The sequence below is a fragment of the Pseudomonas sp. MEJ086 genome (assembly GCF_030209025.1).
Taxonomy (GTDB): domain Bacteria; phylum Pseudomonadota; class Gammaproteobacteria; order Pseudomonadales; family Pseudomonadaceae; genus Aquipseudomonas; species Aquipseudomonas fulva_A.
Window position 1 is genome coordinate 25,185 of record NZ_JARVSV010000009.1, and the last position, 12,799, is coordinate 37,983.

The following is a 12,799-nucleotide window of genomic DNA, read 5'->3' on the forward strand; positions in this document are numbered from 1 at the left end:
GTTTTGCTATTGGGGGCGTATGCCCCGAATCGGTAACGCCATCTGCGGTTAGAAGAATGGCTTATCTGGAGCACGACCGTGACCGATGGTCGTGATGTGCCAACTGGACCGGGTAATCCCCGGTTCGAATAAAAACAAACGAGAGGGGCATTCCCCAAATGACTGCAAGTACTCCCATGCTGGTCACCTTCGTGGTCTATATCCTGGCCATGGTGCTGATTGGCTTCGTTGCCTACCGCGCGACCAAGAACTTCTCCGACTACATCCTCGGTGGGCGCAGCCTCGGCAGCTTCGTTACCGCTCTGTCGGCTGGCGCCTCGGACATGAGTGGCTGGTTGCTGATGGGCTTACCAGGCGCGATCTTCATCGCCGGTATCTCGGAAAGCTGGATCGCCATCGGCCTGATCCTCGGCGCCTGGTTGAACTGGCTGTTCGTTGCCGGTCGCCTGCGTGTGCATACCGAGCACAACAACAATGCGTTGACCCTGCCAGACTTCTTCACCCACCGCTTCGAAGACACCAGCAAGGTGCTGCGAATTTTCTCGGCAGTGATCATCCTGGTGTTCTTCACCATCTACTGCGCCTCGGGCGTGGTGGCCGGCGCCCGCCTGTTCGAATCGACCTTTGGCATGAGCTACGACACCGCCCTGTGGGTCGGCGCAGCAGCCACCATCGTCTACGTGTTCGTTGGCGGCTTCCTGGCAGTGAGCTGGACCGATACGGTGCAGGCCACCATGATGATCTTCGCGTTGTTGATCACCCCGGTGTTCGTGATTCTCGCCCTGGGTGATTTCGACGCGGCCATGGCTACCATCGAACAGGCCAACCCGGCCAACTTCGACATGTTCCGCGGCCTGTCCTTCGTCGCCATCGTTTCCCTACTGGGCTGGGGCCTGGGCTATTTCGGCCAGCCGCACATTCTGGTGCGCTTCATGGCGGCCGATTCGGTCAAGTCGATTCCGGCCGCACGCCGTATCGGCATGATCTGGATGATCCTGTGCCTGGGCGGCGCTGTGGCAGTCGGCTTTTTCGGCATCGCCTACTTCGCCAACAACCCGGCGCTGGCCGGCCCGGTCACCGATAACAGCGAGCGTGTGTTCATCGAACTGACCAAGATCCTCTTCAACCCATGGATTGCCGGCCTGGTGCTGTCTGCCATTCTGGCTGCGGTGATGAGTACCCTGAGCTGTCAGTTGCTGGTGTGCTCCAGTGCCCTGACCGAAGACTTCTACAAAGCCTTCCTGCGCAAGGGCGCTAGCGAGAAGGAACTGGTATGGGTCGGTCGTGGCATGGTGCTGCTGATCGCCATCGTCGCGATCATTATCGCCTCCAATCCCGACAGCAAGGTGCTGGGCCTGGTGTCCTACGCCTGGGCTGGTTTCGGTGCCGCCTTCGGCCCTGTGGTGATCCTCTCCTTGGTGTGGAAAGGCATGACCCGTAACGGCGCGTTGGCCGGTATGGTGGTCGGTGCATTGACCGTGGTGCTGTGGAAGAACTTCGTCGGGCTGGGTCTGTACGAGATCATCCCGGGCTTCATCCTCGCCACCCTGGCCATCGTCATTTTCAGCAAGATCGGTCGCCCGGCAACGCCAGCGATGGTCAAGCGCTTCGACGAGGCCGAGAAGGAGTATCAGGACGCGCACATCTGATCGCGCTTCCGTAACTCGATTGACCAGAGGCCCGGACATTGTCCGGGCCTTTTCGTTGCGGCCTGCTGGTAAGCTGACGGGCCAGGAATCAGGAGCCCGATATGAGTACGTCCAAAGATCCGCTGCACGGCATCACATTGCAGGCCATTCTTGCCGAACTGGTCGAGCAGTTGGGTTGGGACGGCCTGGCACAGCGCATCGATATCCGCTGTTTCAAGAGCGACCCGAGCATCAAGTCGAGCCTCACCTTCCTGCGCAAGACGCCCTGGGCGCGGGAAAAGGTCGAAGCGCTGTACCTGAAGCTCAAGCGCTGATTGATACCCTCGCAGGATGGTGTCGAGCACAGCGATACCCATCGAACCCAGGCATGACCCCTGATGCGGAGCACAGGAGCAGAAGGTGAATGGCGTTTGAGAAATGGCAGCGTCCATGACCTGGCCGACCCCGTCCCGTAGGGTGGGCTTCAGCCCACCCTTGTATCTACGGTTGCGAGCAGGCTCTGTAGACGCGTCGATGCACTACCTGTGGGAACGGGCCATGCCCGTGATTTCGCGCGCGTGGCGCGCTTCCACAATACTCGCCTATATACGGCATACTGCTCCGCTGCGCTTGGTGCGTAGTCAACGCTGAAACCAGAGGAATGGCAGGCAGATGGATCGTTGGCAGGCGATGCGGGTATTTGTGAAGGTCGCGGAAACCGGCAGCTTCGCCAGTACCGCGCGGCAGATGCACATGAGTGCGCCAGCGGTAACGCGCATCGTCGCGGGCCTCGAGGATCTGATCGGCGCCCGGCTACTGGTGCGCACCACGCGCTCGGTGAAAACCACCGATGCAGGCAACCGTTATCTGCAGGATTGCCGGCGGATTCTCGGCGATATCGCCGAAGCGGAACTGGCCGCCGCTGGCCATTACGCCGAGCCCTCCGGCAGCCTGGCCGTCACCGCGGCGTCGATGTTCGGCCACCTGCACGTGCTGCCGCTGGTGCTGGATTACCTGGATGCCTACCCGGGCATGCATGCGCGTACCTTCTTCGTCGACCGGCCGGTGAACATCGTCGACGAGGGCATCGATGTGGCGGTGCGTATCGGTCATCTGGCCGACTCCGGCTTCACCGCCATTCAGGTCGGGTCGGTGCGGCGGGTGATCTGTGCGGCACCGTGCTATCTGCAGAAATATGGCCTGCCATCCACGCCCGCCGATCTCAAACATCACCGTATCGTCGTGTCGCAAAGTGCCTGGGCCTCGCCGGAATGGCGCTTCGCCGAGGGGCAGCGGGTGGTTGTCGACCCGGTTCTGCACTGCAACACCAACGAGTCGGCGATCGCCACCGCGAGCGCCGGGTGGGGGCTGACCCGCGTACTGAGTTATCAGGTTGGCCCGGCCCTGCAGGAAGGCGCGCTGCAGATCGTGCTCGACGCCTTCGAGGAGCCGCCGTTGCCGATTCACGTGCTGTATCCCGAGGGGCGCCAAGCGCCCGCCAAGGTGCGCGCGTTCGTCGATCTGGCCGTGGCGCGGCTGCGCGGTAATCCCTTGTTCAATTGAGCGCACCACGACGTGGAAGTGGCCTTTCACGGAAACAAAAGTGCCGGGGCTGTGGCTTTGCTCGGGCAGTTGCAGTCCAATGTTCAGCGAATCACCAATAGGGAAGGTATCGATGAGCCAGCAATCTCAATTCGCCCTGCTCAAGAGCAGGCGCTTCCTGCCGTTCTTCATCACCCAGTTGCTTGGCGCATTCAACGACAACATCTTCAAGCAGTCGTTGATCCTGGCGATCCTCTTCAAGCTCAGCCTCGACACGGACAGGGACCTGATGGTCAACGTGGCGGCGATGCTGTTCATCCTGCCGTTTTTCCTGTTCTCCGCACTCGGTGGGCAGTTCGGCGAGAAGTTCGCCAAGGACTGGCTGATTCGCCGGCTCAAGTTCTTCGAGATATTCATCATGCTGATCGGGGCGGCCGGTGTGCTGCTCGGTAACCTCGCGCTGATGCTCGCGGTGCTGTTCGCCATGGGCCTGCAGTCGGCGCTGTTCGGCCCGGTCAAGTATTCGATCCTGCCCCAGGCGTTGAAGCCCGAGGAGCTGGTCGGTGGCAACGCGCTGGTGGAAATGGGCACCTTTCTGGCGATTCTGGCTGGCACCATCGGCGCCGGCATTATGCTCACCAGTGCCCATTACGGGGTGATCGTCGCCGTCTCGGTGGTGCTGGTGGCGGTGATCGGTTACCTGACCAGCCGCGCCATTCCGCGTGCAGACGCCGCGTTGCCGAATCTTGCCCTGGACTGGAACATCCTGCGCCAGACCTGGCTGACCCTGCGAATGGGCCTGACCCAGCCCAAGGCGGTCTCCCGCTCGCTGGTCGGCAACTCCTGGTTCTGGTTTCTCGGCGCGGTGTACCTGACGCAGATTCCGGCCTATTCGAAGGAGTGGCTGCACGGTGACGAGAGCGTGGTCACGCTGATTCTCACCGTGTTTTCGGTGGGCATCGCCCTGGGGTCGATGCTCTGTGAGCGGATGAGCGGGCACAAGGTGGAGATCGGCCTGGTGCCGTTCGGCTCCATCGGCCTGTCGGTGTTCGGCATTCTGCTGTGGTGGGGTTCGGGTGGTGTGCCGGAGGCGGCACAGCCGCACAACTGGCTGGCGCTGCTCGGCTATGGCCATGCCTGGTGGGTGCTGGGCTCGATCCTCGGCATCGGGGTGTTCGGCGGTTTCTACATCGTGCCGCTGTACGCCCTGATCCAGTCGCGTACCGCCGAGAACGAGCGGGCCCGGGTGATTGCCGCCAACAACATTCTCAATGCGTTGTTCATGGTGGTATCGGCGCTGGTGTCGATCCTCTTTCTCAGCGTTGCGGGCCTGTCGATCCCGCAGCTGTTCCTGGTCATTTCGCTGATGAACGTGGCGGTCAACAGCTACATCTTCAAGATCGTCCCCGAGTTCACCATGCGCTTCCTCATCTGGCTGCTCGGCCATTCGATGTACCGCGTGTCGCACAAGGGGCTGGATGCCATTCCGGACGAGGGGCCGGCGGTGCTGGTTTGCAACCACGTGTCGTTCGTTGATGCACTGCTGATCGGCGGCGCGGTACGCCGGCCGATACGCTTCGTCATGTACTACAAGATCTACAACCTGCCAGTGCTCAACTTCATTTTCCGCACCGCGGGTACCGTGCCGATCGCCGGGCGCAGCGAGGATCTGCTGGTCTTCGATGCGGCGTTCAAGCGCATTGGCGAGTACCTGCGTGACGGCGAGGTGGTATGCATCTTTCCCGAAGGCAAGCTGACCGCTGACGGCGAGATCGACGAGTTCAAGGCAGGTGTGGAGCGCATTCTGCAGGACAACCCGGTGCCGGTGATTCCCATGGCGCTGGGCGGGTTGTGGGGCAGCTTCTTCAGTCGTGATCCGCAGAAGCGCCTGTTCCGCCGCTTCTGGTCGCGGGTCGATCTGGTCGCCGGTACGCCAATCGAGGCAACCGCGGCCACACGCCAGGTGTTGCAGGCAGAGGTTGCCGCGTTGCGTGGCGACAGGCGCTGAGCTGCGATTTCTCTGCCACTGAACGAAGAGCCCGCCAATCGGCGGGCTCTTTCATTTCAACCGTGGCTCATCTTCAGTCCGACCAGGCCGCAGATGATCAGTGCCACGCTGGCCAGGCGGATCAGCGCCATGGACTCGCCAAACAGGATGATGCCGGCGATCACCGTGCCCACCGCGCCGACGCCGGTCCAGATGGCGTAGGCGGTGCCCAGGGGCAGCTCCTTCATGGCCAGACCGAGCAGGCCCAGGCTGACGACCATCGCCGCAACGGTGAGGAGAGTGGGCAGGGGGCGAGTGAAGCCGTCCGTGTATTTCAGGCCGACGGCCCAGCCGACCTCGAACAGGCCAGCGAAGAACAGAATGATCCAGGACATAAAGCGACTCCCGTGTGGTGGGGTCGTCCCCGGCAGTAAGGCACTCGAACCCAGGGTCGTCCCCGGCGTGCCCCACTATTGTGCATGAAGTGTCTGGCGGGGCAAAACGCAGAGGGGGTCCGATCGCCTCCTATGCCGCGTGGGCAATGCCGTTAGGAACTGGGCATGCGAATTTGGTGGGCCGAAGCGGATCGCCGCCCGGCCCACCCTGCAGGTGCGTCGGTCACTTGTCCCGGTCGTCCTTCATGCGGCGCAGGAAGGTCGCCAGCAGTGCACCGGAGAGGTTGTGCCACACGCTGAACAACGCGCTGGGAACCGCCGCCAACGGCGAGAAGTGGGCGCTTGCCAGGGCAGCGCCGAGCCCGGAGTTCTGCATGCCGACTTCGATGGACAGCGTCTTGCGCTGCGCCAGCGGCATGCCGGTCAGTACGCCAGCCAGGTAGCCCAGGCCCAGGCCCAGGCTGTTGTGCAGGACCACGACGGCCATGATCAGCAGGCCGGATTCGGCGATTTTCGCCTGACTGGCGGCGACAACAGCAGCGACGATGGCGACGATGGACAGCACCGAAACCAGCGGCAGAATATCCACCGCAACCTTGACCCGATCACCCAGCACGCGCTGTACCACCAGACCAATGATGATTGGCAACAGTACTACCTGGAGGATCGACACGAACATCGCCCAGAAAGACACCGGCAGCCATTCCGAAGCCAGCAGCCAGATCAGTGCCGGTGTCACCACGGGTGCCATCAGCGTGGTCACCGAGGTGATCGATACCGACAGGGCGACGTCACCACGGGCGAACCAGGTGATCACGTTGGACGCCGTACCACCAGGGCAGCAGCCGACCAGAATCACGCCCACGGCGATTTCCGCAGGCAAGGCGAACAGTTTGCACAGCAGCCAGGCCAGGCCCGGCATGATGATGAACTGGGCCAGCACGCCGACCAGCACGCGCCCCGGTCGCCGGGCCACTTCACGAAAATCTTCGGCCTTGAGGGTCAGGCCCATGCCGAACATGATCAGCCCGAGCAGTGGCACGATCCACGAGGTCAGCGGCAGAAACGCACTGGGGATCACGAACGCCAGAACGGCGAAGAGCAGGACCCAAATGGCGAAGGTGTTACCGACGAAGCGGCTCAGAGCGATCAGCGCAGACATGGCGGAGATTCCGTAATGACGTGTAGCGGGCTCCGCGGCCGGAAGAGCGTGCGGAGCTGGTTATTGTTGGATGCTGGCGCGGGTGTCAGAGGTGACGGCAGCGCAGTGACGCGGGGCGCTTTTGACGTGCGCCATGTGAGCGTAGCGCGGTGGACGGACAAGGCGCCGTCCACCTGACTGATTGGCGCTATCTCAGAGGCCTTGCGGGGTGTCTTCGCCGCCCAGGGCTTCGAACAGCGCTGGCAGGAACTCGATCAGGGTCAGCATCATCAGCGTGAAGCTGGCGTCCTGCTGGCTCAGGTCATCATCGCCGCCATCCTGCTCGGCCTGTTCCTGCAGCAGGTCTTCGAACTTCAGGCGCTTGACCACCAGCTTGTCGTCGATCACGAAGGACAGCTTGTCCTGCCAGGCCAGCGACAGTTGCGTGACCTGCTTGCCCGAGCTCATGTGCAGCTGGACTTCTTCGCCGGTCAGATCCTGACGCTTGCAGCGCACGATGCCGCCGTCTTCGTGGGTGTCGCGCAGCTCGCACTCGTCCAGCACGTGGAAGTCGGCGGCTGCCTGCTGGGCCTTGACCCAGTCGGTCAGGGTTGCGCTTGGGGCGATCTTCACGGTCAGCGGGCGAACTGGCAAAGAACCGATGGCTTCACGCAGGGTGGAGAGCAGGTCTTCGGCGCGCTTCGGGCTGGAGGCGTTGACGATGATCAGGCCCTGAGCTGGCGCGATGGCGGCGAAGGTGGCCGACTTGCGAATGAAGGCGCGCGGCAGGAAGGCCTGGACGATTTCGTCCTTGATCTGCTCGCGCTCCTTCTTGTAGACCTTGCGCATCTGCTCGCTTTCGATCTCGTCGACCTTTTCCTTCACGGCGTCCTTGACCACGCTACCCGGCAGAATGCGTTCTTCCTTGCGTGCGGAAATCAGCAGGAAGCCCTGGCTCTCGTGCACCAGCGGCGCATCGGCGCCCTTGCCGAATGGGGCGACGAAACCATAGGTCGCCAGTTCCTGGCTGGCGCAGGGGCGGGCAGGCTTGGCGGACAGGGCTTTTTCAAGTGCTTCGGTTTCGAAGGAAACGTCTTGGGTGAGGCGGTAGACCAGCAGGTTGCGAAACCACATGAGCGGTGTGTCTCCAGTTTGCGGGCGCGCGCTTGGCGCGCAAAAAATCATGAGTCCGTGCGCAAGGCTTCTGCATCGGTGCAGAGCGTGGGCAGTCTGGCGGCAGATGTTCGATACGCCGCGCGACGATCAGACCAGCGCGAGGGCGCATTATTCCTTCCAGCGGCGGATTAGGCCAACCCTGTATCGAGGCAGCCTCAGGTTTGTGCGCTGAAACCGTGATGATTCCTAAGCCTTTGGAACGCCAATAAATTTTTTTCACAAAGGGGGTTGCCAAGGTGCGGGTCGCTCTCTAGAATGCGCCCCACTTCGAGAGTGAAGGGTGATTAGCTCAGCCGGGAGAGCATCTGCCTTACAAGCAGAGGGTCGGCGGTTCGATCCCGTCATCACCCACCAATCGAGGTATGCGCAGCGGTAGTTCAGTCGGTTAGAATACCGGCCTGTCACGCCGGGGGTCGCGGGTTCGAGTCCCGTCCGCTGCGCCATATATAGCTTCCAGGGCCCACTGAACACCCGGAAGCAACGCGAAAAGCGCCCTAGGGCGCTTTTTTCGTTTCTGCGTTGTGTATCGATGCATTCCTGCTCTTGGGACGCCAGGCTTTCACCTGGGCCGCAAGAGACCGTAGCGGTCAGATCGCGCCAGGGCGAAAGGGCGGTTCGTCGTCCAGATCGTCGAAGCCGTCGATGATGTCCGGCACGTCGTAGCGCTCGACTTCAATTTCCACTTCTTTCTTGCGGCTCGTGCCGAGAAGGCCGACCACCGCGCCCAGGGCCAAACCGGCCGCGGCGAATTTCCATGGGTGGCGATGCAACGCCACGTTCAATGTGTCGGCACCCTGTTTCACCTGATTCTTAACCGCCTCGGCGCTGTCCGCGAGGTCGTGCAGCTTCTGCCTGGCTGCGTGAGTGCCCTGGTCCAGGGACTGCCGGGCTTCGCGCAGTGCGTCGGCAAGTGACTCGTGGTCGGCCGGTTCGGCGAATCGCTCAGCTGGCTGCGGGCGACCGCGGGTCTGTTCCACGGCCAGCCAGGCCAGGCCGATGGCGGTCATGGCCACTGGAACTGGGTTGGCCTTGAGGGTCTGCCCCAGCCGTTCGGCCATTTCCAGCCCACCGCTTTCACGGCCGTAGGCGAGCGCCTGATCGATCAGGCGCTGGGGCGTCAGGCGTGCTTCCACATTATCGATCAATGCGTCGATGCGGCTGCGCTGCTGATCGATTTCCTGCTCGAGCACTTCCGGAGACTTGAGCGATTCGGCTGCGATGGTGCTGTGGGTACTCATGACATTTGCCTCTGCACGGCTTCCTTGTCTTTCTGCAAGGAGTCCAGGGTGCGTTCGGGGGTGAGTTGAGAGGGCGTGAATTTTTGCTGGCCGACCTTGAGCATGACCAGGCCGATAATGATGACCACCACCCCGACGATCAGCGCAGCCAGCCAGGGCGCCACCACGGTGCTCAATCCGTACACGGCCGAAAGCAGCAGCATCAGCACGCCACAGAGCAGCACGATGGCACCGCCAGCCACGGCAGCGATGCCGGTCTTGGTGGCTTGCAGGGAGGCATTGAGCTCGACCTTGGCCAGCGCCAGTTCCTTGGTGAAGAGCGTCTGCACTTCACGGGTCAGCTGGCGCAGCAGGCCGAGCAGGGAAGGCTCTACCGGAGGTTGCCGCGGGTCTTCGGTCATTGCAGAACTCCTTTTCCTACGTGACGTTCCAGCCGACGCTCGCGCTTGAGCAGCACGCGGCTGGCCAGGAAACCTGCGGCCAGACCGGCAGCTGCCAGCCAGAACGGGTGGGTATGGGCGAAGCGGTCGACGGTGTGTACGGCGTGCCCACTGGCGTTGTTCAGGGCATCGCGCAGGGCGGCGAGCTGCCGTGCCGCCTCTTGCAGGCGGTCGGCAGATGGCGCTGCATCGAGATTTTCCAGGTCGGCGATGGTCGAGCGGGCGACCTGGGCCAGTGCTTCGAGTTCGTCGGTGTGCGACTGATCGGCCTGGATGCGTGCGCGCAGCTGCTCCTGAGCATCCTGTTGCCAGTGCCCGGAAATGATCTTGCCTGGGCGCTTGTGAGGCCGTTCTTTGCTGTCGTTATCCATGTGGCTACACCTGTTCGTGCTTGAAAGGGCTGTACGTCGTCGTTATCGGCTGTGCTCGCGACCGGCGAGTTCGTCTGCAAGGGGCGTATCGATATTCACGGGCGCGGGCGTGACTGGCGTAACCGGTGCAGGGGACACTGGTGTCACCGCGGGTGAGCGCGTTCGGTCTGCCAGCTCTTCGGCCATCAGTACCAGCTCCTGCAGACGCTGGACCCGGGCACGCAGGTAGCGGATTTCTTCGAGGGGATCTCGCGCTGCACTCTTCACGCTGCAATGACCGCTCAGACCACGCAGCAACAGCAGGCCGCCGGCACTCAATTGGCGATTACCCTGCTGGCCCTGCTTGCTGGCGCCCAGGGCAGCCAGCAACAGACCGCCACCGATCGACAGCAAGCGCTCCCAGCCTCTCACGTTCTGGCGTGCCGGGCCCTCTCGGGTGGGTTGCGACTGCGGTTCGAAGGCGACCATGGGTTCACTCCTGCCTGGTAGTTGATGGAAGCTGGATCAGCGCGCTCAAACCGGATCGGGCTGAGGCTTGTCCGGCAGTACATCGTTGTCCGGTTCCTGGGGATGGCCGAGGGGAGGCTGCTCGCCTGGCGTGTCCAGTGTGCCTGGGGCCTGGGTAGGGTCCTCTGGTAGTCGCTGGGTCATTACCTTCCCTCCGCTCTCGATGCTCTTGGTGGTTTGAGGGTCGCACGCGCTGCATGTTCGATCTTTTTGCCAAGAGACATGCGCATGCCGCCATCGCCAGGCCCCAGCCTGGCACAGGCGCAGCGGCCTCCGGCAGAAACCTTAAACCTCTGCGCTGCGGGCCCGGTCAAGATCCCTGCGCCCGGCAGTGAAGCTGTCCGGGCGATCCGTCGCGCAAGCTGAACGCCGCGTGGCAACTCCATCCATGTCGGCCCTTTATGGGCCTGAACTTCGAGCGAGTTTTCCATGAGCATGACAGTCGCAGATTTCATCGTCGAACGCCTCCATGAGTGGGGCGTGCGACGTATTTACGGTTACCCGGGTGACGGCATCAACGGTGTGTTCGGCGCCCTGGCCAGAGCCGACGGCAAGATCCGTTTCATCCAGGCCCTCCACGAAGAGATGGCCGCTTTCATGGCCTCGGCCGATGCCAAGTTCTCTGGCGACCTGGGCGTGTGCATCGCCACCTCCGGCCCGGGTGCCACCCACCTGCTCACCGGTCTGTACGACGCGCGCATGGACCATATGCCGGTACTGGCCATCGTCGGCCAGCAGGCCCGCAATGCGTTGGGTGGGCATTACCAGCAGGAAGTCGATCTGCTGTCGATGTTCAAGGACGTGGCCGGCGCCTTCGTGCAGCAGGCCAGCTCGCCGGCGCAGGTCCGTCATCTGGTGGACCGCAGCATCCGCACGGCGCTGGGCGATCGCCGGGTAACCGCTATCATCCTGCCCAACGACCTGCAAACGCTGCCCTACGAGGAGCCGGCTCGCGAGCATGGCACCCTGCATTCCGGGGTTGGCTACAGCCGTCCACGGGTGGTGCCTTACGACGCTGACTTGCAGCGTGCCGCCGAGGTGCTCAACGCGGGCAAGAAAGTGGCCATTCTGGTCGGTGCTGGCGCGTTGGGGGCGAGCAGGGAAGTGGCGCAGATCGCTGAATTGCTCGGTGCCGGTGTCGCCAAGGCGCTGCTGGGCAAGGCGGTGCTGCCCGATGAACTGCCCTGGGTGACTGGCTCCATCGGCCTGCTGGGCACCAAGCCCAGCTACCAGATGATGAACGAGTGCGACACCCTGCTGATGATCGGCTCCGGCTTTCCCTACGCCGAGTTCCTGCCCAAGGAAGGCCAGGCCCGAGGGGTGCAGATCGATATTCAGGCGGACATGCTCGGCTTGCGTTACCCCATGGAGGTCAACCTGCAGGGGGATTCAGCCGATACCCTACGGGCTCTGTTGCCGTTACTCGAACGCAAGAAACTGCGCACCTGGCGCAAGCGCATCGAGCGCTGGACGGCGCAGTGGGAAACCACCCTGCAGCGCCGCGCCATGGCTTCTGCATCGCCGATCAACCCGCAGCGGGTCGCCTACGAGTTGTCGCCGCGCCTGCCGGATCGCGCGGTGGTCACCTGCGACTCGGGCTCCTGTGCCAACTGGTTCGCCCGTGACGTGAAGATCCGCGAAGACATGCTCTGCTCCCTGTCCGGCGGCCTGGCGTCGATGGGGGCGGCGGTGCCCTATGCGATCGCCGCCAAGTTCGCCCACCCGGATCGACCGGCTGTCGCGCTGGTGGGAGACGGCGCGATGCAGATGAACAACATGGCCGAGCTGATCACCGTCGCCAAGTATTGGCAGCAGTGGCAGGACAAACGCTGGATCTGCGCGGTTTTCAACAATGAAGACCTCAACCAGGTGACCTGGGAGCAGCGGGCGATGGAGGGGGATGCGAAGTTTTCAGCGTCTCAGGACATTCCCAACGTGCCCTATCACCAGTTCGCCGAATCCATCGGCCTGAAAGGTATCTACGTCGACCGCGAAGAGGATGTCGCCCAGGCCTGGGAGCAAGCCTTCGCTTCGGACCGGCCGGTGCTGATCGAATTCAAGACCGATCCAGACGTACCGCCGCTGCCGCCGCACATCACCCTGGCTCAGGCCAAGGCGTTCGCTTCCGCGCTGTGGCAAGGCGACCCGAATCAGGGCGGGATCATTCGGCAGGCCACCAAGCAGGTGCTGGGTTCGATCCTGCCGGGCAAGGCGCGCCGCTAACGGCTGGCTTCGGCCAGCAGTTGCGCGTGCCAGTGCGGCAGGAGTCGGCAGTGGTCAGCTACAGCCGCTGACGCGTCAGCTGATCAGGCAGCGATTCGATGTCGCCCAATGGTGGTTTTGCGTGGTTTCACCTTGCCGGCATTCGCTACGC

The 12,799-nt window shown here is 62.9% G+C and carries 13 protein-coding genes and 2 tRNA genes; 7 read left to right on the top strand and 8 right to left on the bottom strand.

The features are described from left to right. The first annotated feature begins 158 nt into the window (after positions 1–158). The 4 genes from putP (at position 159) to QRN22_RS08050 (ending at position 5,178) form a co-directional block, all read left to right on the top strand. The gene (gene putP / locus QRN22_RS08035) at positions 159–1,649 is read left to right on the top strand and encodes a sodium/proline symporter PutP (protein WP_042553149.1); all 1,491 of its coding nucleotides are present in this window, start codon (positions 159–161) and stop codon (positions 1,647–1,649) included. Between the two features lie 101 nt (positions 1,650–1,750). Then, positions 1,751–1,963: a VF530 family protein gene (locus QRN22_RS08040; protein ID WP_042553148.1), complete on the top strand. Its 213-nt coding sequence runs from the start codon at positions 1,751–1,753 to the stop codon at positions 1,961–1,963. A gap of 337 nt (positions 1,964–2,300) precedes the next feature. Continuing rightward, positions 2,301–3,191: a LysR family transcriptional regulator gene (locus QRN22_RS08045; protein WP_042553147.1), complete on the top strand. Its 891-nt coding sequence runs from the start codon at positions 2,301–2,303 to the stop codon at positions 3,189–3,191. A gap of 112 nt (positions 3,192–3,303) precedes the next feature. Next, the gene (locus tag QRN22_RS08050; protein ID WP_042553146.1) at positions 3,304–5,178 is read left to right on the top strand and encodes an MFS transporter; all 1,875 of its coding nucleotides are present in this window, start codon (positions 3,304–3,306) and stop codon (positions 5,176–5,178) included. 56 nt (positions 5,179–5,234) lie between these two features. On the opposite strand, the gene sugE is transcribed toward QRN22_RS08050, so the two are convergent. From sugE to rdgC, 3 genes are all read right to left on the bottom strand, one after another. Next, the gene (gene sugE / locus QRN22_RS08055) at positions 5,235–5,552 is read right to left on the bottom strand and encodes a quaternary ammonium compound efflux SMR transporter SugE (protein ID WP_042553145.1); all 318 of its coding nucleotides are present in this window, start codon (positions 5,550–5,552) and stop codon (positions 5,235–5,237) included. A gap of 223 nt (positions 5,553–5,775) precedes the next feature. Continuing rightward, positions 5,776–6,714 carry a bile acid:sodium symporter family protein gene (locus QRN22_RS08060; protein ID WP_042553144.1) on the bottom strand — a complete coding sequence of 313 codons (939 nt, stop codon included), beginning with the start codon at positions 6,712–6,714 and terminating at the stop codon, positions 5,776–5,778. A gap of 192 nt (positions 6,715–6,906) precedes the next feature. Beyond that, complete coding sequence (rdgC, locus tag QRN22_RS08065) at positions 6,907–7,827, bottom strand: recombination-associated protein RdgC (RefSeq protein ID WP_042553143.1); 921 nt, start codon at positions 7,825–7,827, stop codon at positions 6,907–6,909. Positions 7,828–8,147: 320 nt separating this feature from the next. Here rdgC and QRN22_RS08070 point away from each other — a divergent pair. Next, positions 8,148–8,223: transfer RNA gene (locus QRN22_RS08070), tRNA-Val, on the top strand. A gap of 12 nt (positions 8,224–8,235) precedes the next feature. Then, positions 8,236–8,312: transfer RNA gene (locus tag QRN22_RS08075), tRNA-Asp, on the top strand. Between the two features lie 144 nt (positions 8,313–8,456). Here QRN22_RS08075 and QRN22_RS08080 read toward each other — a convergent pair. Genes QRN22_RS08080 through QRN22_RS08100 form a run of 5 tightly spaced genes read right to left on the bottom strand, consistent with a single transcriptional unit; the run spans position 8,457 to position 10,569 of the window. Beyond that, a complete protein-coding gene (locus tag QRN22_RS08080; protein WP_052493767.1) occupies positions 8,457–9,107 on the bottom strand; it encodes a DUF3618 domain-containing protein in 651 nt (216 codons plus the stop codon). After that, on the bottom strand, positions 9,104–9,508 hold the full coding sequence (locus tag QRN22_RS08085; RefSeq protein WP_042553142.1) for a phage holin family protein: 405 nt from the start codon (positions 9,506–9,508) through the stop codon (positions 9,104–9,106). The genes QRN22_RS08080 and QRN22_RS08085 overlap by 4 nt, the downstream gene beginning before the upstream one ends. Continuing rightward, complete coding sequence (locus QRN22_RS08090) at positions 9,505–9,918, bottom strand: transcriptional regulator (protein WP_042553141.1); 414 nt, start codon at positions 9,916–9,918, stop codon at positions 9,505–9,507. Before QRN22_RS08090 ends, QRN22_RS08085 begins: the two co-directional genes overlap by 4 nt. 42 nt (positions 9,919–9,960) lie before the next feature. Beyond that, positions 9,961–10,386, bottom strand: coding sequence for a YgaP-like transmembrane domain (locus tag QRN22_RS08095; protein ID WP_052493766.1), 426 nt, complete (start codon positions 10,384–10,386; stop codon positions 9,961–9,963). Between the two features lie 45 nt (positions 10,387–10,431). Continuing rightward, positions 10,432–10,569 (bottom strand): hypothetical protein, encoded by a 138-nt coding sequence (locus QRN22_RS08100; RefSeq protein ID WP_156152678.1) that lies wholly within the window; start codon positions 10,567–10,569, stop codon positions 10,432–10,434. A gap of 285 nt (positions 10,570–10,854) precedes the next feature. On the opposite strand from QRN22_RS08100, the gene QRN22_RS08105 reads away from it, so the two are divergent. Next, the gene (locus QRN22_RS08105; RefSeq protein ID WP_042553140.1) at positions 10,855–12,648 is read left to right on the top strand and encodes a thiamine pyrophosphate-requiring protein; all 1,794 of its coding nucleotides are present in this window, start codon (positions 10,855–10,857) and stop codon (positions 12,646–12,648) included. Positions 12,649–12,799: the final 151 nt, after the last annotated feature.

Bases quoted from the DNA above. Each gene is read 5' to 3' on its own strand.
- putP (WP_042553149.1), top strand. From the start codon at position 159: ATGACTGCAAGTACTCCCATGCTGGTCACCTTCGTGGTCTATATCCTG.
- QRN22_RS08040 (WP_042553148.1), top strand. From the start codon at position 1,751: ATGAGTACGTCCAAAGATCCGCTGCACGGCATCACATTGCAGGCCATT.
- QRN22_RS08045 (WP_042553147.1), top strand. From the start codon at position 2,301: ATGGATCGTTGGCAGGCGATGCGGGTATTTGTGAAGGTCGCGGAAACC.
- QRN22_RS08050 (WP_042553146.1), top strand. From the start codon at position 3,304: ATGAGCCAGCAATCTCAATTCGCCCTGCTCAAGAGCAGGCGCTTCCTG.
- sugE (WP_042553145.1), bottom strand. From the start codon at position 5,552: ATGTCCTGGATCATTCTGTTCTTCGCTGGCCTGTTCGAGGTCGGCTGG.
- QRN22_RS08060 (WP_042553144.1), bottom strand. From the start codon at position 6,714: ATGTCTGCGCTGATCGCTCTGAGCCGCTTCGTCGGTAACACCTTCGCC.
- rdgC (WP_042553143.1), bottom strand. From the start codon at position 7,827: ATGTGGTTTCGCAACCTGCTGGTCTACCGCCTCACCCAAGACGTTTCC.
- QRN22_RS08080 (WP_052493767.1), bottom strand. From the start codon at position 9,107: ATGAGTACCCACAGCACCATCGCAGCCGAATCGCTCAAGTCTCCGGAA.
- QRN22_RS08085 (WP_042553142.1), bottom strand. From the start codon at position 9,508: ATGACCGAAGACCCGCGGCAACCTCCGGTAGAGCCTTCCCTGCTCGGC.
- QRN22_RS08090 (WP_042553141.1), bottom strand. From the start codon at position 9,918: ATGGATAACGACAGCAAAGAACGGCCTCACAAGCGCCCAGGCAAGATC.
- QRN22_RS08095 (WP_052493766.1), bottom strand. From the start codon at position 10,386: ATGGTCGCCTTCGAACCGCAGTCGCAACCCACCCGAGAGGGCCCGGCA.
- QRN22_RS08100 (WP_156152678.1), bottom strand. From the start codon at position 10,569: ATGACCCAGCGACTACCAGAGGACCCTACCCAGGCCCCAGGCACACTG.
- QRN22_RS08105 (WP_042553140.1), top strand. From the start codon at position 10,855: ATGAGCATGACAGTCGCAGATTTCATCGTCGAACGCCTCCATGAGTGG.